This window comes from Streptomyces sp. CRN 30, from assembly GCF_034105845.1.
The window spans coordinates 1-19,315 of record NZ_JAVRHI010000318.1 but is presented as its reverse complement, the minus strand read 5'-3'; the positions used below and the strand labels follow the sequence as shown (position 1 = coordinate 19,315).

The following is a 19,315-nucleotide window of genomic DNA, read 5'->3' as shown; positions in this document are numbered from 1 at the left end:
CGGCGCGCGGCGGCGGCACCGGCCGCGGCCTGCGCGGCGGCCGGTCCACCGGTGGGACCGCCCTGACCGCCCTGGCCCGGTACGGGCTTGCGGCCGCCCTGGGCGACGTCGACGGGCAGCATGACCAGCGCGGTCGTACCGCCGGAGTCCGACGGGCGCAGCTGGATGCGGATGCCGTGGCGCTGCGAGAGGCGGCCGACCACGAAGAGGCCCATGCGGCGGGAGACGGAGACGTCCACGGTGGGCGGAGCGGCGAGCCGCTCGTTGATCGCAGCGAGGTCCTCGGGGGAGAGGCCGATGCCGGTGTCGTGGATCTCGATCAGCACCCGGCCGTCGGGCAGGGCGTGACCGGTGACCTTGACCTTGGTCTGCGGGGAGGAGAACGAGGTGGCGTTCTCCAGCAGCTCGGCGAGGAGGTGCACGAGGTCGTTGACGACGCGGCCCGCGACCTCGGTGGCCGGCACCGAGGACAGCTCGATCCGCTCGTACTGCTCCACCTCGGAGGCGGCGGCGCGGAGCACGTCGACCAGCGGGACCGGGCGGGTCCAGCGGCGGCCGGGCTCCTCACCGGCGAGGACGAGGAGGTTCTCGCCGTTCCGGCGCATACGGGTCGCGAGGTGGTCCAGCTTGAACAGCGAGGAGAGCTGGTCCGGGTCGGCCTCGCGGGACTCCAGTTCGGAGATCAGCGACAGCTGACGCTGGATCAGGCCCTGGGAGCGGCGCGAGAGGTTGGTGAACATCGCGTTGACGTTGCCCCGCAGCAGGGCCTGCTCGGCGGCGAGGCGGACCGCCTCGCGGTGCACGTCGTCGAAGGCCGCGGCCACCTGGCCGATCTCGTCCCGGGAGTGCAGACCGACCGACTCCACGGAGGTGTCGACGTCCTGCGGGTCCGTCTCGGAGAGCTGCTTGACCAGCTCGGGCAGCCGGTCCTGGGCGACCTTGGTCGCGGTGTCCTGCAGCCGGCGCAGCGAGCGGATCATGGAGCGGGCCACGACGAAGGCGCCGACCAGCGAGATGCCGAGGACCAGCAGGATCAGCGCACCGGAGAGGATCGCGTCGCGCTCGGACTCGCTGCGCAGCTGACGGGCGGTCTGCTCCATCTCGTCGAGGAGCGTGCCCTCGATGTTCTTCATCTGGTCGAGCTTGACCGAGTAGTTGTCGACCCAGTCCCTGTACGAGCGCTTGGCCTGCGAGTCCAGACCGTTCTCGGTCTTCAGTACCCGGTCCGCGTACTCGTCGTACGTCTTGATGGTCGGGTTGCCGTCGCCGATCGGCTTCATGAGCTCTTCGGCGGAGTCCCGGCCGTAGATGGTGCCGAAGCTGTCGAGCTCGGAGTTCTCACTGGTGAGCGCCGAGAGACCGTACTGCCGGTCACTCTCGGAGAGCTCGCCGGCCGTGGTGTTGTTCGCGGGCAGCGCCGCCGCGATGACCGCGCGCTGCACCGAGGCGTACTCCTTGGCGGAGGAGAAGGCCGCGAGCGCGCGCGTCTTGGCGATCATGTCCGGGTTGCTGGTGGCCTCCGCCATGTCCTGGGAGAGGTTCAGCAGCTGGTTGATCAGCCGGTGGTACGCCTCGACGGTGAGGGTGGCGTTGTCGCCGTCCTTGTAGGCGTTGCTGCGGATGTTGTTGAGCTGGTTCAGCTCGGTCGCGATGCCGACGAGGCTGTCGCGGACACCGACGAGCCGACCGCTCGTCTCCGCGTCGTCGATCTCCCCGGTGCCCTTGAGGAACTGGCTGCGCGCCGTGTCCGTCTTGTCGCGGACGCCCTTGACGGTGAAGTCGCCGGCGGTCGCACCGTGAGCCAGCGGACCGGCCGAGAGGTCGCGTTCCTGCTGCAGCGCGGCGGCGAGCTCCGTCGCCTGCTTGGTCATCTCGGTCAGCAGCCGCATGTTCTCCAGCTGCTGGATGTCCTCGACGCTCTCGCTGATGCGCAGTCCGCCGAGCGAGGTCGCGGCGACCACCGGGAGCGCGAGCAGCGACACCAGGCGCGTGGAGATGCGCCAGTTGCGCAGGGCCAGGCGTGAGCCGGGACCGCCCGGACCGCTCTTCGACTTCGCGGACGGAGCCGTCGTCCCGGACCCGCCGGGCTGCTCGTCGCTGTCGCCCGCCTCGACCGTGCCCGGGGGCTGGGCGTGCTGGGGCGAGGAGCTGACAGCCATGGGGCCAGTCCCGCCGTGCGGCTCCGGGTCCGCCGAAGCACTGCCATCCCTCTTGAAACGTCCCTGCACTAGCGTCGCAACCTCTGGACCAGGCGTCCCTCCGCTTGAACGGCGAGACGGTGTCGGCGTGGCGGGGGCGCCCTGAATGCGCCACCCGTGGTGGTCGTGAGTGACCGGCGCTGGTTTCCCCTCCCCGCCGCTTCGCGACGCTGCGTTGCGCCCCCTGCGCGCCGGCTGTTCCCCGCGGCGGTCCGTGAGATTCCAGCACAGTGCAGGATCTCCAACAAGGCCAATGGGGTACCAGGTGGTCATCGTGACACGACGTGCAGCCCACGTCACCAGGTGTGGAAGGTGATCCACCGCATAACGGGCGTATACCTACGAGGCCACAGGGAATATTGCGTGTCCCAGTCGCCATGATCAGGAGCGGAATGCTCGCTTCAGTTGAACAATGTCCGTTTCGCCAAGGGGAGTCGCCCGCCCCAATTGACCGGAATGCTCACTCATGAGTGAGGAAACTCACACGGTGATCATGATGTCTTCACGTCATGTCCCGGGAATCCGATGTTTAGCCTGACGCTTTACAGGGATGGGGAAACCGACAACCTGCGCCTTCCGGTCGGCCCGTGAGCCCGCCCGGCGCCCGCACCCACGAGGTCACGTACAGCAGTGAAGACGACTACGTTGTTCCAGAACATAGCCAACCCGCGGCGCACGACGCTGGCCCACCTCACCGACGCCGGCGAACTGGCGACGGCACACCAGCAGGAGCACTCCGTCGACCTCCCCTCCCGGACCGCCAACCCCCGGCGGACCGTTCTGATGGAGGTCCCGGTCCAGAGCTCCGTCGCCGAGTAGGCCGGACGGACCGCGCACGACGGCGCACGAACCCGATGGGCGCCCCTGACGTCACCCAGGACGTCGAGGGCGCCCTTCGTCGTGTCCGGGCAGCCGCTTCCGGCCGTTGTCGTACGGCCCGGCCGGCCGCGCCGATATACGCGGGGCTGCCGCCCCCGGCCGCGTTAGCCTGGACCGTCAGACTCCAGCCGGCTCAAGTGAGGGGCGCAGGGAACCCGTGCGCATTGCCAGATTCTCCATCGACGGGAACGTCGCGTTCGGCGCGGTCGAGGGCGACAGGCCCGACGAACTCGTGCTCGACATCATCAAGGGCATCCCCTTCGCGGAGTACGAGCTCTCGGGCACGAAGGTCCCGCTCAGCAAGGTCCGGCTGCTGCCGCCCGTGCTCCCGAACAAGGTCGTGGCCTTCGGCCGCAACTACGCCGACCACGCCAAGGAGCTCGGCAACGAGGTGCCCGACGCCCCGTTCGCCTTCTTCAAGCCCTCCACGTCGGTGATCGGCCCCGGCGACGACATCCAGTACCCGGCCTTCTCCGAGGAGGTCCACTACGAGGCCGAGCTGGCCGTGGTCATCGGCCGCATGTGCCGCGAGGTCCCGCGCGAGCGCGTCAAGGACGTCATCCTCGGCTACACCTGCGCCAACGACGTCACCGCGCGCGACGTCCAGAAGCGCGAGAAGCAGTGGGCGCGGGCCAAGGGCTTCGACACGTCCTGCCCGCTCGGCCCCTGGGTGGAGACGGAGCTGGACGCGAGCGACCTCACCATCCAGTGCACGGTCAACGGCGCACAGCGCCAGCTGGGCCGCACCAGCGAGATGACGCACTCCATCGAGGACCTCATCGTCAACATCACCGAGGCCATGACGCTGCTCCCCGGCGACGTGGTCCTCACGGGCACCCCCGCGGGGGTCGGCCCCCTGGCTGTCGGCGACGAGGTCGCCGTCACCATCGAAGGCATCGGCACTCTCACCAACAAGGTAGTCAAGCGTGGCTAGCGCATCCGACGCACCCGACGTTCCCTCCCCCAAGCTCTCGGCTCCGCTCGAGCAGGGGGTACCCCCACGCGTCCGTTTCTGTCCCTCGCCGACCGGCAACCCCCACGTGGGCCTGGTCCGCACCGCCCTGTTCAACTGGGCCTTCGCCCGGCACCACCAGGGCACGCTCGTCTTCCGCATCGAGGACACCGACGCGGCCCGCGACTCCGAGGAGTCGTACCAGCAGCTCCTGGACTCGATGCGCTGGCTGGGCTTCGACTGGCAGGAGGGCCCCGAGACCGGCGGCCCGCACGCCCCGTACCGCCAGTCGCAGCGCATGGACATCTACAAGGACGTCGCCGCCAGGCTCCTGGACGCCGGCCACGCCTACCGCTGCTACTGCACCACCGCCGAGTTGGAGGAGCGCCGCGACGCCGCCCGCGCCGCCGGCAAGCCGTCCGGTTACGACGGTCACTGCCGCGAGCTGGGCGCCGAGCAGGTCGCGCGGTACGAGGCGGAGGGCCGCGAGCCGATCGTCCGCTTCCGGATGCCCGACGAGACGATCACCTTCACGGACCTGGTCCGCGGCGAGATCACGTACACCCCGGAGAACGTCCCGGACTACGGCATCGTCCGCGCGAACGGCGCTCCCCTCTACACGCTCGTCAACCCGGTCGACGACGCCCTGATGGAGATCACCCACGTCCTGCGCGGCGAGGACCTGCTCTCCTCCACCCCGCGGCAGATCGCCCTCTACAAGGCGCTGATCGAGCTGGGCGTCGCCAAGGCGATCCCCGCCTTCGGCCACCTGCCGTACGTGATGGGCGAGGGCAACAAGAAGCTCTCCAAGCGCGACCCGCAGTCGTCGCTGAACCTGTACCGCGAGCGCGGCTTCCTGCCCGAGGGCCTGCTCAACTACCTCTCGCTGCTGGGCTGGTCGCTCTCCGCGGACCGCGACGTCTTCACGATCGAGGAGATGGTCGCGGCCTTCGACGTGGCCGACGTCAATCCGAACCCGGCCCGCTTCGACCTGAAGAAGGCCGAGGCGATCAACGCCGACCACATCCGCATGCTCGACGCGAAGGACTTCGCCGAGCGCTGCGCCCCCTGGCTGAAGGCCCCGTCCGCCCCCTGGGCGCCGGAGGACTTCGACGAGGCCAAGTGGCAGGAGATCGCCCCGCACGCGCAGTCCCGCCTCAAGGTCCTCTCCGAGATCACGGACAACGTCGACTTCCTGTTCCTGCCGGAGCCGGTCTTCGACGAGGCGTCCTGGACCAAGGCCATGAAGGAGGGGTCCGACGCCCTCCTCCGTACGGCCCGCGAGAAGCTGGACGCGGCCGACTGGAACTCCCCGGAGTCCCTGAAGGAGGCCGTCCTCGCGGCGGGCGAGGCCCACGGGCTGAAGCTCGGCAAGGCCCAGGCCCCGGTCCGCGTGGCGGTCACCGGCCGCACCGTCGGCCTGCCGCTCTTCGAGTCCCTGCAGATCCTGGGCAAGGAGAAGTCGCTGGCCCGCGTCGACGCGGCCCTGGTGAAGCTGACCGCGTGAGCACGCGCGCGTGAAGGGGGGCGGCCGCACCGGCCGCCCCCCTTCACGCAAGCCCGTCGATGATCACCGGACAGTCCCCGCTCCCCGCGTTACCGTCGGATCATGGACATACGGGCCGTGCTCTGGGACGTCGACGACACCCTCTTCGACTACACGACCGCCGACCGCACCGGCATGCGCGGTCACCTGACCGCCGAGGGCCTGCTCGACGGGTACGGCACCGTGGACGAGGCCCTCGCGCGCTGGCGGCGGATCACCGAGGAACAGTGGGCGCGGTTCGCGGCGCGCGAGACCACCTTCGAGGGGCAGCGGCGCGACCGGGTCCGGATCTTCCTCGGCGAGCCGGCCCTGACCGACGCGGAGGCCGACGCCTGGTTCCAGCGGTACATCGGGCACTACGAGGGGGCCTGGGCCCTCTTCCCGGACGTCCTGCCCGTCCTGGAGGCCCTCGCCGGCAGCCACCGGCACGCCGTGCTGTCCAACAGCAGCCTCCTCGTCCAGGACCGCAAGCTGCGCGTCCTCGGCCTCCGCGACCGCTTCGAGGCCGTCCTGTGCGCGGCGGACATCGGCGTCTCCAAGCCGGACCCCCAGGCCTTCCACGCCGCCTGCGAGGCGCTCGCGCTGCCTCCGCACCAGGTCGCGTACGTCGGGGACCACCCGGACATCGACGGACGGGGCGCCGCCGAGGCCGGGCTGCTGTCGGTCTGGATCGACCGCACGGGCGTGTACGCGCCGGACGTGCCGCCCGCCGGACCCCGGCGGATCGCCTCCCTGGCCGAACTCCCGGCGATCCTTGGCGCGGATACCCGTTTTGGAGCCCCGACCTCCTTCGGGTAATGTTCTTTCTGCGCCGCCGGGGAGCGGGCCGAAAGGCCGGACGAACCGACAGCGTGAAACTAGAACAAGATCCCCTCGGGGCTTGCGTTCCAGTGGCCTATGGTGTAATTGGCAGCACGACTGATTCTGGTTCAGTTAGTCTTGGTTCGAGTCCAGGTAGACCAGCTCGGATCTGCGGAAACGTAAGATCCACGCCCCCGTTGTGTAGCGGCCTAGCACGCCGCCCTCTCAAGGCGGTAGCGCCGGTTCGAATCCGGTCGGGGGTACACATGGAAGGACCCTCCCTCGCGGGAGGGTCCTTCGCTTTTCCCCCGGGACAGCCGTACGCGGGCAGTGGACGTGCGGGGAAGGGGCCGCCGCGGCGTTGGGGCGGGCCCGTCCCCCGAGGTGTGCGGGTGACGTGCGGGTGCGGCCGGCGTCAGCCGGTGCGGCGCAGGGCCTCCGAGAGGCGGGCCGCGGCGTCGATGACCGCCTGGGCGTGCATCCGGCCCGGGTGGCGGGTCAGGCGCTCGATGGGACCGGAGACCGAGACGGCGGCCACCACGCGGTTGGAGGGGCCGCGCACCGGTGCGGAGACCGAGGCGACACCCGGCTCGCGCTCGCCGATGGACTGGGCCCAGCCCCGGCGCCGTACGCCCGACAGGGCCGTCGCCGTGAAGCGGGCCCCCTGGAGACCGCGGTGCAGCCGCTCGGGCTCCTCCCAGGCCATCAGGATCTGCGCGGACGAGCCCGCCTTCATCGTCAGCGTCGAGCCGACCGGGACCGTGTCCCGCAGGCCCGACAGGCGCTCCGCCGCGGCGACGCAGATGCGCATGTCGCCCTGGCGGCGGTAGAGCTGCGCGCTCTCGCCCGTCACGTCGCGGAGGTGGGTCAGCACCGGGCCCGCCGTGGCGAGCAGCCGGTCCTCACCCGCCGCCGCGGCCAGCTCGGCCAGCCGCGGGCCGAGGATGAAACGGCCCTGCATGTCGCGCGCCACCATGCGGTGGTGCTCCAGCGCCACGGCCAGCCGGTGGGCCGTGGGTCGTGCCAGTCCGGTGGCGCCGACCAGGCCCGCGAGGGTGGCCGGACCGGACTCCAGAGCGCTCAGGACAAGGGCTGCCTTGTCCAGAACGCCGACGCCGCTACTGTTGTCCATGCAACGATACTCACGTCTCACTCTGTGAAACGCAAGTTCAATTTTCGGTGGAACACGCCACCCTTGAGAGTCACAGCGGCCCGGTGACCGAGCGGGCCCGGCGGCACACGCCCGGAGAACGGACGGCCGGACCGAACGAGAAGGTCGGCCCCCGACGTGGGGAACACGGGCGCCGCCGCACCCGAATCTCTAGTTGGGCCGGCGCCGACAGGCCGGCCGGAGGGAAAGCGATGGGTAGGACACTCGCGGAGAAGGTCTGGGACGACCACGTCGTCCGGCGCGCCGAGGGCGAGCCCGACCTCCTCTTCATCGATCTGCACCTCCTGCACGAGGTGACCAGCCCCCAGGCCTTCGACGGACTGCGCAAGGGCGGCCGCACGGTGCGCCGGCTCGACCTCACCATCGCCACCGAGGACCACAACACCCCGACCCTCGACATCGACAAGCCCATCGCCGACCCGGTCTCCCGCGCCCAGCTGGAGACGCTGCGCAGGAACTGCGCCGAGTTCGGGGTGCGCCTGCACCCGCTCGGCGACGTCGAGCAGGGCGTCGTGCACGTGGTCGGCCCCCAGCTGGGCCTGACGCAGCCCGGCACGACGGTGGTCTGCGGCGACTCCCACACCTCCACGCACGGTGCCTTCGGCGCGCTGGCGTTCGGCATCGGCACCTCGCAGGTCGAGCACGTGCTGGCCACCCAGACGCTGCCGCTGGCCCGCCCGAAGACCATGGCCATCACCGTCGACGGCGAGCTGCCCGAGGGCGTGACCGCCAAGGACCTGATCCTGGCGATCATCGCGCGGATCGGCACCGGCGGCGGCCAGGGCTACATCCTGGAGTACCGCGGCTCCGCCATCGAGAAGCTCTCGATGGAGGCCCGGATGACCATCTGCAACATGTCGATCGAGGCCGGCGCCCGCGCGGGCATGATCGCCCCCGACGAGACCACCTTCGCCTACCTCCAGGGCCGCCCGCACGCCCCCGAGGGCGCCGACTGGGACGCGGCGGTCGCGTACTGGAAGACGCTGCGCACGGACGAGGACGCGGTCTTCGACGCCGAGGTCGTCATCGACGCGGCCGAACTGTCGCCGTTCGTCACCTGGGGCACCAACCCGGGCCAGGGCGCGCCGCTTTCGGCCGCGGTCCCCGACCCGGCCCTCTACGAGGACGCCTCGGAGCGCTTCGCCGCCGAAAAGGCGCTGGAGTACATGGGGTTGGCGGCCGGGCAGCCGCTGCGGTCCATCGCCGTGGACACCGTCTTCGTGGGCTCCTGCACCAACGGCCGCATCGAGGACCTGCGCGCCGCCGCCTCGATCCTCAGCGACCGCAAAGTCGCCGAAGGGGTACGCATGCTGGTCGTCCCCGGCTCCGCGCGGGTCGGTCTGCAGGCCGTCGAGGAGGGCCTGGACGTGGTCTTCAAGGAGGCCGGCGCCGAATGGCGGCACGCGGGCTGCTCCATGTGCCTGGGCATGAACCCCGACCAGCTGGCCCCCGGTGAGCGCTCCGCGTCCACCTCCAACCGCAACTTCGAGGGGCGGCAGGGCAAGGGCGGCCGCACCCACCTGGTCTCCCCGCAGGTCGCCGCCGCCACCGCCGTACTGGGCCATCTGGCCTCCCCGGCCGACCTCGCCGACGCCGACGTCCCCGCGCCCGCTGGAGTCTGATCAGTCATGGAAGCATTCACCACGCACACCGGCCGGGCCGTCCCGCTGCGCCGCAGCAACGTCGACACCGACCAGATCATCCCCGCCCACTGGCTCAAGAAGGTGACCAGGGACGGCTTCGAGGACGGGCTGTTCGAGGCCTGGCGCAAGGACCCCGAGTTCGTGCTCAACCGCCCCGAGCGGCAGGGTGCCTCGGTGCTCGTCGCCGGGCCCGACTTCGGCACCGGCTCCTCCCGCGAGCACGCCGTCTGGGCGCTGCAGAACTACGGCTTCAAGGCCGTCGTCTCCTCCCGGTTCGCGGACATCTTCCGGGGCAACTCGCTCAAGAACGGCCTGCTCACGGTCGTCCTGGAGCAGAAGACCGTGGACGCCCTGTGGGAGCTGGTCGAGCGGGACCCGCAGACCGAGGTGACGGTCGACCTGGAGAACCGGGAGGTGCGCGCCGAGGGCGTCACCGCCTCCTTCGAGCTGGACGAGAACTCCCGCTGGCGGCTGCTGAACGGCCTCGACGACATCTCCATCACGCTCCGGAACGAGGACGACATCGCCGCCTACGAGGCCAAGCGGCCCTCGTACAAGCCGAGGACGCTCCCGGTCTGACCGAGGCCCGGCGCCGGGCCGGGAAAAAGAACCCGGCGGCTGCGGCACATGGATGATTTCCAGCCACCGCAGACCCCCCTGTACCCCCAATCGTGGACGGTTGGGGGTACAGCCGTGTCTGCCCCCGGAAACGGTGCGGAGGCGACCGGTGGACCCGTCAACTGCCCTGGTTACACGAGTGATTGCCGGGGTAATCGACTTCTGGTTCCTTTGTTCACCGAGGTGTTGGAGAGACCCCTGGGAGGCGGCAGTTGCCCCCTGCGCAGGCGACAACTCGCCCCAGATGGCACAATCTGTGCATGGAACACGACGGCCAACTCGAGCTCTATGCGGCGGTCGCGGACCGACTCAAGGAAGCGCACTCGCGAGTGCGCTCATCGCAAGTCCCGGAGGGCGTACGGATGGCGCTGACCCGGAAGCTGCTGGTCATTACGGCCGCGGCCAAACACGATCTCGCCGGTGCGGCAAGGCGTCTGGAGAGCTTCATGACGGACCTGGACGAGGGGCGAATCCCCGGTGAGGACCGCTGAGGAACTCCGCGACGGTTCGAGTCCGTTGCGGCACAAGGGTGATTAGCCCGTTTCGTGTTTGATTTGCGGTATATATCTGCCTAACGTGCGAAAAAGCTTGAACACTTTCGTTCTGGCGATGTCTCCGAAGGGGAAGACGTGAACAAGGCGCAGCTCGTAGAAGCGATTGCGGACAAGCTCGGCGGGCGCCAGCAGGCCGCCGACGCGGTGGACGCCGTTCTGGACGCCATCGTCCGCGCGGTCGTCGCCGGACAGCGGGTCTCGGTCACCGGTTTCGGGTCGTTCGAGAAGGTCGACCGCCCCGCCCGGTACGCGCGCAATCCGCAGACCGGTGAGCGTGTGCGGGTCAAGAAGACCTCCGTGCCCCGCTTCCGCGCGGGCCAGGGCTTCAAGGACCTGGTGGGCGGTTCGAAGAAGCTCCCCAAGGGCGGCGAGGTGTCCGTCAAGAAGGCGCCCAAGGGCAGCCTGAGCGGCGGCGCTTCCGCGACGGTCAAGAAGGCCGCCGCCAAGAAGACCACCGCCAAGCAGACCGCGGCCAAGAAGACCACGGCCGCCAAGAAGACGACCGCCGCGGCCGCGAAGAAGGCGACGCCCGCGAAGAAGACGGCGGCGGCGACGGCTGCCCCGGCGAAGAAGGCCACGGCGAAGAAGGCCGCGCCGGCGAAGACGACGACGGCGGCGGCCGCCGCGACGAAGAAGACCACGGCGAAGAAGACGACGCCGGCGAAGAAGGCGACGACCACGACGGCGACCGCGGCCAAGAAGGCCCCGGCGAAGAAGGCCACCGCGAAGAAGGCTCCCGCCGCGAAGAAGACGACGGCGCGCAAGGCCACCGCAAAGAAGACCGCCGCCCGCAGCAAGTAAGCAGGGGCACAGGGTTACTCACGCGCCGGGCCGGACTCCTCGGGGAGCCCGGCCCGCGGCGTGTCCGGCGCCGGGCGTGGCGCCCACGCCATGCGGAACGCCCACCCCGTCCAGAAGGTCCGTGCTGATCAGAACGTCTGCAGCGTGACCAGGGTGATCCGGCGGGCCCCCTCGGCGCCCGTCGTCTCGATGCGCACCCGCTGCCCGGGCCGCAGCAGCCGCAGCCCGCCCGCGTCGAAGGCCGGCGCGTCGAAGGGCATCGGGGTGCCGTCGTCGAGCAGCACCTGACCGCTGCGGGTCTCGGGGTCGTACGTGTACGCGGTCGCCTGCATGGCCGCAGCCTACTGTTCCGGTATCAGCAGCCGCGCGGCCACCGCCGCCGTGCGCGGGCCCACACCCAGCGCCAGCGCCGCCCGCAGGTCCTCGCCGGTGTCCACGTCCCGGCGCACGGAGTCCACCGCGTCGAGCGCCAGTTCCACCGCGCCCGAGTCGCGGTGGCGCGTCCGGGAATCCGTGCCGAACACCGGCCGCAATTCCACACCGCCGGCCGAGGCCAGCAGCGTCGTGCCGACGGCCGCGGCGTCCGGGAGAAATGCGCGCGGGAATTCCGCGGCCCGCTCGAGAACCCGCGCCAATTCCCTCGGGCGCAGTGCCGGCAGATCGGCGTTCAGGGCGGCGACGGCACTCGCCGGCCGTTCGGCGCGTACGACCGAGGCACCGTGCGCCAGCGCGGCGTTCAGACCCGCGCGCGGACTGTCCGCGACGATCCGGGCCCCGAGCCGGGACAGCTCCCGGCCAGCCAGCGCGTCGTCCGTGACGACCGCCACATCCCGCACCGCCGTACAGGCGAGCGCGGCCGCCACCGTGTCCTGGGCGAAGGCGAGGGCCAGACCGGGGCGCAGCCCGTCGCCGGCCGCCGCCGAGAGCCTGCTCTTGGCCAGCGCCAAGGGCTTCAGGGGCACGACCAGGGTCCATCGCACGAGCGTTCCGTCCCTCCTTGTCGCCGCCATTGTGACCCGGACACCCCGCCGCGACGTGACCTGGGCACCCTGGCGGTTCGTCCACCGGGGCGTACGGTGTCCTCGACAGACCGTCGGCCCGGGGCCACACTTGTGCGGCTCCCGGGGTCGCCGGCCCAGGTTCCTAGAGGAAGGTGTCCGCGTGCCCCGCCGCAGAATCGGCTTCTGGTATCGCTTCGCAGCGGTCCTCTGCAAACCGCCGCTGGTGGTGCTGCTCAAGCGGGACTGGCGCGGAATGGAGAATATTCCGGCCGACGGCGGATTCATCACCGTGGTGAACCACAATTCCCACGCGGACCCCCTCGGGTACGCGCATTTCCAGTACAACACCGGACGCGTCCCGCGATTCCTGGCGAAGAGCGGACTGTTCGGGAAGGGATTCGTCGGCGCCGCGATGCGCGGCACCGGGCAGATTCCCGTCTACCGCGAGAGCACCGACGCGCTGAGCGCCTTCCGGGCCGCGATCGACGCGGTGGAGCGCGGCGAGTGCGTGGCGTTCTATCCCGAGGGCACCCTCACCCGCGACCCCGACGGGTGGCCGATGACCGGCAAGACGGGCGCCGCGCGCGTCGCCCTGCAGACCCGGTGCCCGGTGATCCCGGTGGCCCAGTGGGGCGCCAACCTGCTGCTGCCGCCGTACGCCAGCAAGCCCAGTCTGTTCCCGCGCAAGACGCACCACGTGCTCGCGGGCCCGCCGGTGGACCTCTCGCGCTTCTACGGCAAGGAGATGAGCCCCGAGCTGCTGAAGGAGGCGACCGAGGTCATCATGGCCGCCATCACCGCGCAGCTGGAGACCGTCCGCGGCGAGAAGGCACCCGCGACGCCGTACGACCCGAAGCAGGTCCGCATCGAGCAGCGGCGCCGGGCCGCCGAGGCGGAGCGGAACGGCGGGGACGGGCACCACATCCACGGCGGACGGACCGCCACCGGGCCGGCCGAGCCGGGCAGGGGCCCGCAGGCACAGGGAAAGGGGCAGGGCGCGTGAGCAAGCCGGTCAAGGCGGCCGTCTTCGGCACCGGTTCATGGGGTACGGCCTTCGGCATGGTGCTCGCCGACGCGGGGTGCGACGTCACCCTGTGGGCGCGGCGGGCCGACCTGGCCGAAGCGGTCAACTCCACCCGGACCAATCCCGACTACCTGCCCGGGGTCGAGCTCCCGCGCGGCCTGCGGGCGACCACGGACCCCGCGGAGGCCGCCGACGGCGCCGCCCTCACCGTCCTCGCCGTCCCCTCGCAGACCCTGCGCGGCAACCTCGCCGAGTGGGCGCCGCTGCTCGCCGCGGACACCGTGCTGGTGTCGCTGATGAAGGGCGTCGAACTCGGCTCCGCCATGCGGATGAGCGAGGTGATCGAGGACGTCGCCAAGGTCGGCCAGGACCGCGTCGCCGTGGTCACCGGCCCCAACCTGGCCCGTGAGATCGCCTCCCGCAGGCCCGCCGCCGCCGTCGTGGCCTGCGCCGACGAGAGCGTCGCCCAGCGGCTCCAGGCCGCCTGCCACACGTCGTACTTCCGCCCCTACACCAACACCGACGTGGTCGGCTGCGAGCTCGGCGGCGCCGTCAAGAACGTCATCGGCCTCGCCGTCGGCATCGCGGACGGCATGGGCCTCGGCGACAACGCCAAGGGCTCGCTCATCACCCGCGGCCTCGCCGAGACCACCCGGCTCGGCCTCGCGATGGGCGCCGACCCGCTGACCTTCTCCGGGCTCGCGGGCCTCGGCGACCTGGTGGCGACCTGCTCCTCGCCGCTCTCCCGCAACCACACCTTCGGCACCAACCTCGGCAAGGGCATGACCCTGGAGGAGACCATCGCGGTCACCCGGCAGACCGCCGAGGGCGTCAAGTCCTGCGAGTCGGTGCGGGACTTGGCCCGGCGGTTCGGCGTCGACATGCCCATCACGGAGACGGTCTTCGACATCGTCCACGAGGGCAAGCAGCCCGTCGTCGCGCTGAAGGAACTGATGTCGCGCAGCGCCAAGCCGGAACGGCGCTGACCGCCGCTCCGGCCCGCCCGGTCGGCCCGCCCGCGGACGCGCGGCGGACCGGCCGGATGGGGCGCTGACTACCCCCTTACCACGGGGTACTCTCAACGCGATATGAGCACCGAGAACCTCCCCCAGAGCCCTGACCAGCAGCCCCGCAAGCCGCGCGTGGCTGTCGTCTTCGGCGGCCGCAGTTCCGAACACGTCATCTCCGTGGTCACCGCCGGTGCCGTCCTCGGCGCCCTCGACCGGGAGAAGTACGACGTCCTGCCGATCGGCATCACCCAGGAGGGCCGCTGGGCGCTCACGGCGGACGAACCGGAACGGATGGCGATCGACGGCCGGCGCCTGCCGAAGGTCGAGGAGCTCACCGAGGCCGGGTTCGGGGAGGGCGGGGTGGTTCTCCCGGTCGACCCGGCCAGCCGCGAGGTCGTCTACAGCGAACCCGGTTCGGTCCCCAAGGCGCTCGGCGAGGTCGACGTCGTCTTCCCCGTGCTGCACGGCCCGTACGGCGAGGACGGCACGCTGCAGGGCCTGCTGGAGCTCTCCGGGGTCCCGTACGTCGGTTCGGGCGTCCTCGCCTCGGCCGTCGGCCAGGACAAGGAGTACATGAAGCGGGTGTTCACCTCGTTCGGGCTGAAGGTCGGCCCGTACCTGGTGATCAGGCCCCGCGAGTGGGAGCGGGACCGGGCCGCCGCCCGCGAGGGGATCGTCCGGTTCGCGGACGAGCACGGCTGGCCGCTGTTCGTGAAGCCCGCGCGCGCGGGGTCCTCGATCGGCATCACCAAGGTCGACGCCCTCGCCGGCCTGGACGAGGCGATCGAGGAGGCCCGCCGCCACGACCCGAAGGTCATCGTCGAGGCGGCGCTGCGCGGACGCGAGATCGAGTGCGGGGTGCTGGAGTTCGAGGACGGCCCGCGCGCGAGCGTTCCCGCGGAGATCCCGCCGCCGGACGCCCACGCCTACTACGACTTCGACGCCAAGTACATCGACTCGACCCCCGGCCTCGTCCCCGCCCCGCTGACCGAGGAGGAGACCGCCGAGGTCCGGCGGCTCGCCGTCGACGCCTTCGAGGCCGCCTCCTGCGAGGGCCTGGTCCGCGCGGACTTCTTCCTCACCGAGGACGGCGAGTTCGTGATCAACGAGATCAACACGATGCCCGGGTTCACCCCGATCTCCATGTACCCGCAGATGTGGCAGGCGAGCGGCGTCCCGTACCCGGAGCTGGTGGACCGCCTGATCCAGGCGGCCCTGCGGAGGTCCAGGGGCCTGCGCTGAGCGCTGCCCGCCCGCCCGTCCGGCCCGGCACGGCGCCCCGTGCCGGGCCGCTCTCAGTCGGCGATCCCCTCCGGGATGGTCTCCTTGACCGGCTCGGCGAAGTCGACGAGCGGTCCGGCGCCCTTCGCGGCCTGCTCCGCGCTGAACCGCACCTCGACGTACGCCTGCCGCAGGCCCGTGGTGAAGACGTATCCGCCGTCGTCCTGTTCCCGGGCGAGCCAGGCGACACCGTTGACCTCGGTCGTCGACGCCGCGGGGTCGAGCATCTCGGCGGGCCGCTCCACCCCGCAGCGCAGTATGATCGCCGAGCTTCCCCAGGCCGCCGTCAGTGCGGACCGGGGCTCCGTCTCCTCCCGCGCGAGGCCGTCCAGCTTCCGCGGCAGCGCCTCGTCCAGATCCCGGCACAGCTCGGTGGCCTTCGCGCCCGGGCTGGGAACGGCGACCGGGACGCCGCCGTCCGCCGCGGAGCAGCCGACGGCGGCGAGCAGCAGCGTCCATGCGGGCAGGCCGGTCAGCCGGTGACGGAAGAAGTTCACCGGCCAAGGGTAGACGGGGGCTAGAGGTGCACGACCGGGCAGGTCAGGGTGCGGGTGATGCCGTCCACTTGCTGGACCTTCGCGACCACCATGCGGCCGAGGTCGTCGACGGTGTCGGCCTGTGCGCGCACGATCACGTCGTAGGGACCCGTCACGTCCTCGGCCTGGACGACCCCGGGCATCTTGCTGATCGTGTCGGCTACGGTCGACGCCTTGCCTACTTCGGTCTGGATCAGGATGTACGCCTGTACCACGGAACCTCCAGGGCGGCCACGAGGATCATGTGGGGAGAAGGGACGCCACGGTATCGCGTGGCGGCTCGCCCGGGGGAGACCCGGGAAGGCCGTGGCGTACACACAGGGGCGCAGGACAGAAGGTGACGGTCTGCTCGACCGCGCCGGCACCGAGGACCACGAGGGCCCGCGACGGGGAGCTGCGGCCAGAGAAGGGGACGTACGACGATGAAGGGCACCGTGGGCGAGCTGGGCGAGTTCGGGCTCATCAGGGAGCTCACCGCGCGGCTCACCACCACCCCGGCGGTCCGGGTCGGCCCCGGCGACGACGCCGCCGTGGTGGCCGCGCCCGACCGCAGGGTCGTGGCGAGCACCGACATCCTGCTGGAGGGGCGGCACTTCCGCCGCGACTGGTCCACCGCCTACGACGTGGGGCGCAAGGCGGCGGCGCAGAACCTCGCGGACATCGCCGCCATGGGCGCCGTGCCGACCGCGCTGCTGCTCGGTCTCGTCGTCCCCACCGAGCTCCCGGCCACCTGGCCGACCGAGCTGATGGACGGGCTGCGCGACGAGTGTCAGGTGGCCGGTGCGGCCGTGGTCGGCGGTGACGTGGTGCGCGGCGACACGATCATGGTGTCGATCACCGCGCTCGGCGACCTGCGGGGGCACGAGCCGGTGACCCGGGCCGGTGCCCAGCCCGGCGACGTGGTGGCCGTCACCGGCTGGCTCGGCTGGTCCGCCGCCGGGTACACGGTGCTCTCGCGCGGGTTCCGCTCACCGCGCGCGTTCGTGGAGGCCCACCGGCGCCCCGAGCCGCCGTACCACGCGGGGCCCGCCGCGGCCGGGCTCGGCGCCACCGCGATGTGCGACGTGAGCGACGGGCTCATCGCCGACCTGGGGCACATCGCCGAGGCCAGCAAGGTGCGCATCGACATCCGCTCGGGCGCGATCGACATCCCGTCCCAGATGCACGACATCGGGCAGGCCGTCGGCGTGGACCCCATCCAGTGGGTGCTGACCGGGGGCGAGGACCACGCGATCGTGGCGACCTTCCCGCCGGACGTGAAGCTCCCGGCCCGCTGGAAGGTGATCGGCGAGGTGCTCAACCCCTCGGCGCTGCCCCAGGTGACCGTCGACGGGGCGCCCTGGACGAGACAGGGCGGCTGGGACCACTTCGGGGACATCGAGTCATGACGGCGGACGAGCAGCAGGTGACGGCGGGCGGCACGACCGCGCCGCCGCGGGTCCTGACGGTCGCCGGGTCCGACTCCGGCGGCGGGGCCGGCATCCAGGCGGACCTGAAGACGATGCTGGCGTTCGGCACCCACGGGATGAGCGTGCTCACGGCCGTCACGGCCCAGAACTCGCTCGGTGTGCAGGGTGCCTGGGAACTGCCCGTGGAGGCGGTCCGGGCCCAGTACCGCAGTGTCGTGGACGACATCGGGGTGCAGGCCGTCAAGACCGGCATGCTCGCCTCGGCCGAGCTGGTCGAGGAGGTGGCCGGGCTGCTGGCCGGCACGGACGCCCCGGTCGTCGTCGACCCGGTGGGCGTCTCGAAGCACGGTGACGCCCTGCTGGCGGCGTCCGCGCTGGACTCCGTACGGACCCGGCTGCTGCCGGTGGCGACGGTGGCCACGCCGAACCTGGACGAGGTCGCCCAGCTGACGGGCGTCCGGGTCACGTCCGAGGGGGACCTGCGGCGGGCGGCGCGGGCCGTGCTGGAGTACGGCCCGCGCTGGGTGCTGATCAAGGGCGGGCACCTGCCCGGTGACGCCGTGGACCTGCTGACCGACGGCTCCGCGGAGCACTGGCTGCGCGCGCCCCGCCACGACAACCGGCACACCCACGGCACGGGCTGCACGCTGGCCTCGGCGATCGCCTGCGGGCTGGCGAGGGGGCACGGCGTGCCGGAGGCGGTGACCGCGGCCAAGGAGTACGTGACGGGAGCCATCACGGCCGGTTTCGCCCTCGGCGGCGGGATCGGGCCGGTGGACCACGGGTGGCGGTTCCGCGCCTAGGACGCGGGGCGCGGCGCCCGGGCACACCAGAAAGCCGGCCCACCCTCGGGTGGACCGGCTCCGTACAGCGAAACCAGCTGTGGCCGCGCGCTCAGCGTCAGCGCGAGACCTTGCCGGCCTTGATGCACGAGGTGCAAGCGTTCACGCGCTTCGGCGTCCCGCCGACCACGGTACGCACACGCTGGATGTTCGGGTTCCAGCGACGGGACGTACGGCGGTGCGAGTGCGAGATGTTGTTGCCGAAGCCCGGCCCCTTGCCGCAGACGTCGCAGTTGGCAGCCACGGGTCACTCCAAAGACTTCAGATGCACTTACGGTTGATCCCGGCATGCCGGGATCAGGATCGAAGATCTGAGTGGCGCTGCCAGGGGGAATGGCCCGATCGGGATCGGGCAACCGGAGCAGCATACAACGACTGCTTCCGTACAACGAAACTACCACGGTGGGCGCGGAGCTCGCCCACGGCCCTGTCGCGGCCCTCTTCCGGCGGACACCTGGCAGGGGTCTACGCTGCGTCCGGGCCGGCTAGCTCAAGGAGGCGCAGGTGCCGCAGGTGCCGCAGGTGCCGCAGACATTCCTCGATGCTCTCGCGGTGCGCACCTGGTGCGGGCTCGCGCTGGAGGCGCTCGGCCGCGCGCGCGAGGAGATCGACGCCATCAACGTCTACCCGGTGGCGGACGGGGACACCGGGACGAACCTGTACCTGACCGTGGAGTCGGCCGTCGCGGCGGTCGAGGCGGTGTTCGCGGGGCACGAGGCGGCCGACGGCCGGGCGACCGTACCCACCCTCGCCGACGTCGTACGGGCCATGGCGCACGGTGCGCTGATCGGCGCCCGGGGGAATTCGGGGACGATTCTGGCGCAGCTGCTGCGCGGCATGGCGCAGGTGCTGGCGGCCGGTGGTGACGACGTTCACACCGACGGACCGGGCCTGCGGACGGCCCTGCGGCGCGCGGCGGACTCCGCGCGCGAGGCGGTCGCCCACCCGGTGGAGGGCACGGTGCTCACGGTGGCCTCGGCGGCGGCCGACGCGGCGGAGGCGGCGACCGGTGGTGACGGCTGCGGCGCGGTCGCGCGGGCGGCCTACGA

The 19,315-nt window shown here is 71.4% G+C and carries 21 protein-coding genes and 2 tRNA genes; 16 read left to right on the top strand and 7 right to left on the bottom strand.

Annotation, left to right across the window (positions count from 1 at the left end; genetic code table 11):
* Positions 1-2,228, bottom strand: a 2,228-nt coding sequence (locus UW392_RS34430; RefSeq protein ID WP_320779130.1) for a nitrate- and nitrite sensing domain-containing protein, incomplete at its 3' end; no start/stop codon positions are given.
* 600 nt (positions 2,229-2,828) lie between these two features.
* Here UW392_RS34430 and UW392_RS34425 point away from each other — a divergent pair.
* The 6 genes from UW392_RS34425 to UW392_RS34400 all read left to right on the top strand — a co-directional run bounded on the left by UW392_RS34425 (position 2,829) and on the right by UW392_RS34400 (position 6,639).
* The gene (locus UW392_RS34425; RefSeq protein WP_320779129.1) at positions 2,829-3,017 is read left to right on the top strand and encodes a hypothetical protein; all 189 of its coding nucleotides are present in this window, start codon (positions 2,829-2,831) and stop codon (positions 3,015-3,017) included.
* A gap of 217 nt (positions 3,018-3,234) precedes the next feature.
* On the top strand, positions 3,235-4,011 hold the full coding sequence (locus UW392_RS34420) for a fumarylacetoacetate hydrolase family protein (protein WP_320779128.1): 777 nt from the start codon (positions 3,235-3,237) through the stop codon (positions 4,009-4,011).
* Positions 4,004-5,536, top strand: coding sequence for a glutamate--tRNA ligase (gene gltX, locus UW392_RS34415; protein WP_320779127.1), 1,533 nt, complete (start codon positions 4,004-4,006; stop codon positions 5,534-5,536). Before UW392_RS34420 ends, gltX begins: the two co-directional genes overlap by 8 nt.
* 102 nt (positions 5,537-5,638) lie before the next feature.
* A complete protein-coding gene (locus tag UW392_RS34410) occupies positions 5,639-6,373 on the top strand; it encodes an HAD family hydrolase (RefSeq protein ID WP_320779126.1) in 735 nt (244 codons plus the stop codon).
* A 93-nt stretch (positions 6,374-6,466) separates the two neighbouring features.
* Positions 6,467-6,538: transfer RNA gene (locus UW392_RS34405), tRNA-Gln, on the top strand.
* Between the two features lie 28 nt (positions 6,539-6,566).
* A tRNA-Glu gene (locus UW392_RS34400) sits at positions 6,567-6,639 on the top strand.
* 152 nt (positions 6,640-6,791) lie between these two features.
* Here the strand turns inward: UW392_RS34400 and ndgR are convergent.
* Entirely contained in the window at positions 6,792-7,508 is a 717-nt protein-coding gene (ndgR, locus tag UW392_RS34395) for an IclR family transcriptional regulator NdgR (RefSeq protein WP_030577649.1), read from the bottom strand.
* Positions 7,509-7,738: 230 nt separating this feature from the next.
* Between ndgR and leuC the strand changes: the two genes are divergently transcribed.
* The 4 genes from leuC to UW392_RS34375 all read left to right on the top strand — a co-directional run bounded on the left by leuC (position 7,739) and on the right by UW392_RS34375 (position 11,163).
* Positions 7,739-9,169, top strand: a complete 1,431-nt coding sequence (gene leuC / locus UW392_RS34390) for a 3-isopropylmalate dehydratase large subunit (RefSeq protein ID WP_320779125.1) — start codon at positions 7,739-7,741, stop codon at positions 9,167-9,169.
* Positions 9,170-9,175: 6 nt separating this feature from the next.
* A complete protein-coding gene (gene leuD, locus UW392_RS34385; RefSeq protein ID WP_320779124.1) occupies positions 9,176-9,769 on the top strand; it encodes a 3-isopropylmalate dehydratase small subunit in 594 nt (197 codons plus the stop codon).
* 299 nt (positions 9,770-10,068) lie between these two features.
* A complete protein-coding gene (locus tag UW392_RS34380) occupies positions 10,069-10,299 on the top strand; it encodes a hypothetical protein (protein WP_320779123.1) in 231 nt (76 codons plus the stop codon).
* A 138-nt stretch (positions 10,300-10,437) separates the two neighbouring features.
* On the top strand, positions 10,438-11,163 hold the full coding sequence (locus tag UW392_RS34375; protein ID WP_320779122.1) for an HU family DNA-binding protein: 726 nt from the start codon (positions 10,438-10,440) through the stop codon (positions 11,161-11,163).
* A gap of 128 nt (positions 11,164-11,291) precedes the next feature.
* Here UW392_RS34375 and UW392_RS34370 read toward each other — a convergent pair whose 3' ends face one another.
* Both UW392_RS34370 and cofC read right to left on the bottom strand, forming a co-directional pair.
* Positions 11,292-11,495 carry a hypothetical protein gene (locus UW392_RS34370; RefSeq protein ID WP_320779121.1) on the bottom strand — a complete coding sequence of 68 codons (204 nt, stop codon included), beginning with the start codon at positions 11,493-11,495 and terminating at the stop codon, positions 11,292-11,294.
* Positions 11,496-11,504: 9 nt separating this feature from the next.
* Positions 11,505-12,143: a 2-phospho-L-lactate guanylyltransferase gene (cofC, locus tag UW392_RS34365; RefSeq protein ID WP_320779120.1), complete on the bottom strand. Its 639-nt coding sequence runs from the start codon at positions 12,141-12,143 to the stop codon at positions 11,505-11,507.
* A gap of 181 nt (positions 12,144-12,324) precedes the next feature.
* On the opposite strand from cofC, the gene UW392_RS34360 reads away from it, so the two are divergent.
* The 3 genes from UW392_RS34360 (at position 12,325) to UW392_RS34350 (ending at position 15,440) form a co-directional block, all read left to right on the top strand.
* Positions 12,325-13,167 carry a lysophospholipid acyltransferase family protein gene (locus tag UW392_RS34360; protein WP_320779119.1) on the top strand — a complete coding sequence of 281 codons (843 nt, stop codon included), beginning with the start codon at positions 12,325-12,327 and terminating at the stop codon, positions 13,165-13,167.
* Entirely contained in the window at positions 13,164-14,174 is a 1,011-nt protein-coding gene (locus UW392_RS34355) for an NAD(P)H-dependent glycerol-3-phosphate dehydrogenase (protein ID WP_320779118.1), read from the top strand. Before UW392_RS34360 ends, UW392_RS34355 begins: the two co-directional genes overlap by 4 nt.
* 102 nt (positions 14,175-14,276) lie before the next feature.
* Positions 14,277-15,440, top strand: a complete 1,164-nt coding sequence (locus UW392_RS34350; protein ID WP_320779117.1) for a D-alanine--D-alanine ligase family protein — start codon at positions 14,277-14,279, stop codon at positions 15,438-15,440.
* A 53-nt stretch (positions 15,441-15,493) separates the two neighbouring features.
* On the opposite strand, the gene UW392_RS34345 is transcribed toward UW392_RS34350, so the two are convergent.
* Positions 15,494-15,976, bottom strand: a complete 483-nt coding sequence (locus tag UW392_RS34345) for a DUF3515 domain-containing protein (protein WP_320779116.1) — start codon at positions 15,974-15,976, stop codon at positions 15,494-15,496.
* A gap of 20 nt (positions 15,977-15,996) precedes the next feature.
* Positions 15,997-16,230 (bottom strand): Lrp/AsnC ligand binding domain-containing protein, encoded by a 234-nt coding sequence (locus UW392_RS34340; RefSeq protein WP_320779115.1) that lies wholly within the window; start codon positions 16,228-16,230, stop codon positions 15,997-15,999.
* Positions 16,231-16,437: 207 nt separating this feature from the next.
* On the opposite strand from UW392_RS34340, the gene UW392_RS34335 reads away from it, so the two are divergent.
* Positions 16,438-17,403 carry a thiamine-phosphate kinase gene (locus tag UW392_RS34335; protein ID WP_320779114.1) on the top strand — a complete coding sequence of 322 codons (966 nt, stop codon included), beginning with the start codon at positions 16,438-16,440 and terminating at the stop codon, positions 17,401-17,403.
* Positions 17,400-18,227, top strand: coding sequence for a bifunctional hydroxymethylpyrimidine kinase/phosphomethylpyrimidine kinase (gene thiD, locus UW392_RS34330; protein ID WP_320779113.1), 828 nt, complete (start codon positions 17,400-17,402; stop codon positions 18,225-18,227). Before UW392_RS34335 ends, thiD begins: the two co-directional genes overlap by 4 nt.
* 97 nt (positions 18,228-18,324) lie before the next feature.
* Here thiD and rpmB read toward each other — a convergent pair whose 3' ends face one another.
* Complete coding sequence (gene rpmB / locus UW392_RS34325) at positions 18,325-18,510, bottom strand: 50S ribosomal protein L28 (RefSeq protein ID WP_003993230.1); 186 nt, start codon at positions 18,508-18,510, stop codon at positions 18,325-18,327.
* Positions 18,511-18,779: 269 nt separating this feature from the next.
* Between rpmB and UW392_RS34320 the strand changes: the two genes are divergently transcribed.
* A partial coding sequence (locus UW392_RS34320) for a DAK2 domain-containing protein (RefSeq protein WP_320779131.1) occupies positions 18,780-19,315 on the top strand: 536 nt, incomplete at its 3' end.

Bases quoted from the DNA above. Each gene is read 5' to 3' on its own strand.
- UW392_RS34410 (WP_320779126.1), top strand. From the start codon at position 5,639: ATGGACATACGGGCCGTGCTCTGGGACGTCGACGACACCCTCTTCGAC.
- ndgR (WP_030577649.1), bottom strand. From the start codon at position 7,508: ATGGACAACAGTAGCGGCGTCGGCGTTCTGGACAAGGCAGCCCTTGTC.
- leuC (WP_320779125.1), top strand. From the start codon at position 7,739: ATGGGTAGGACACTCGCGGAGAAGGTCTGGGACGACCACGTCGTCCGG.
- leuD (WP_320779124.1), top strand. From the start codon at position 9,176: ATGGAAGCATTCACCACGCACACCGGCCGGGCCGTCCCGCTGCGCCGC.
- UW392_RS34380 (WP_320779123.1), top strand. From the start codon at position 10,069: ATGGAACACGACGGCCAACTCGAGCTCTATGCGGCGGTCGCGGACCGA.
- UW392_RS34370 (WP_320779121.1), bottom strand. From the start codon at position 11,495: ATGCAGGCGACCGCGTACACGTACGACCCCGAGACCCGCAGCGGTCAG.
- UW392_RS34350 (WP_320779117.1), top strand. From the start codon at position 14,277: ATGAGCACCGAGAACCTCCCCCAGAGCCCTGACCAGCAGCCCCGCAAG.
- UW392_RS34335 (WP_320779114.1), top strand. From the start codon at position 16,438: ATGAAGGGCACCGTGGGCGAGCTGGGCGAGTTCGGGCTCATCAGGGAG.
- thiD (WP_320779113.1), top strand. From the start codon at position 17,400: ATGACGGCGGACGAGCAGCAGGTGACGGCGGGCGGCACGACCGCGCCG.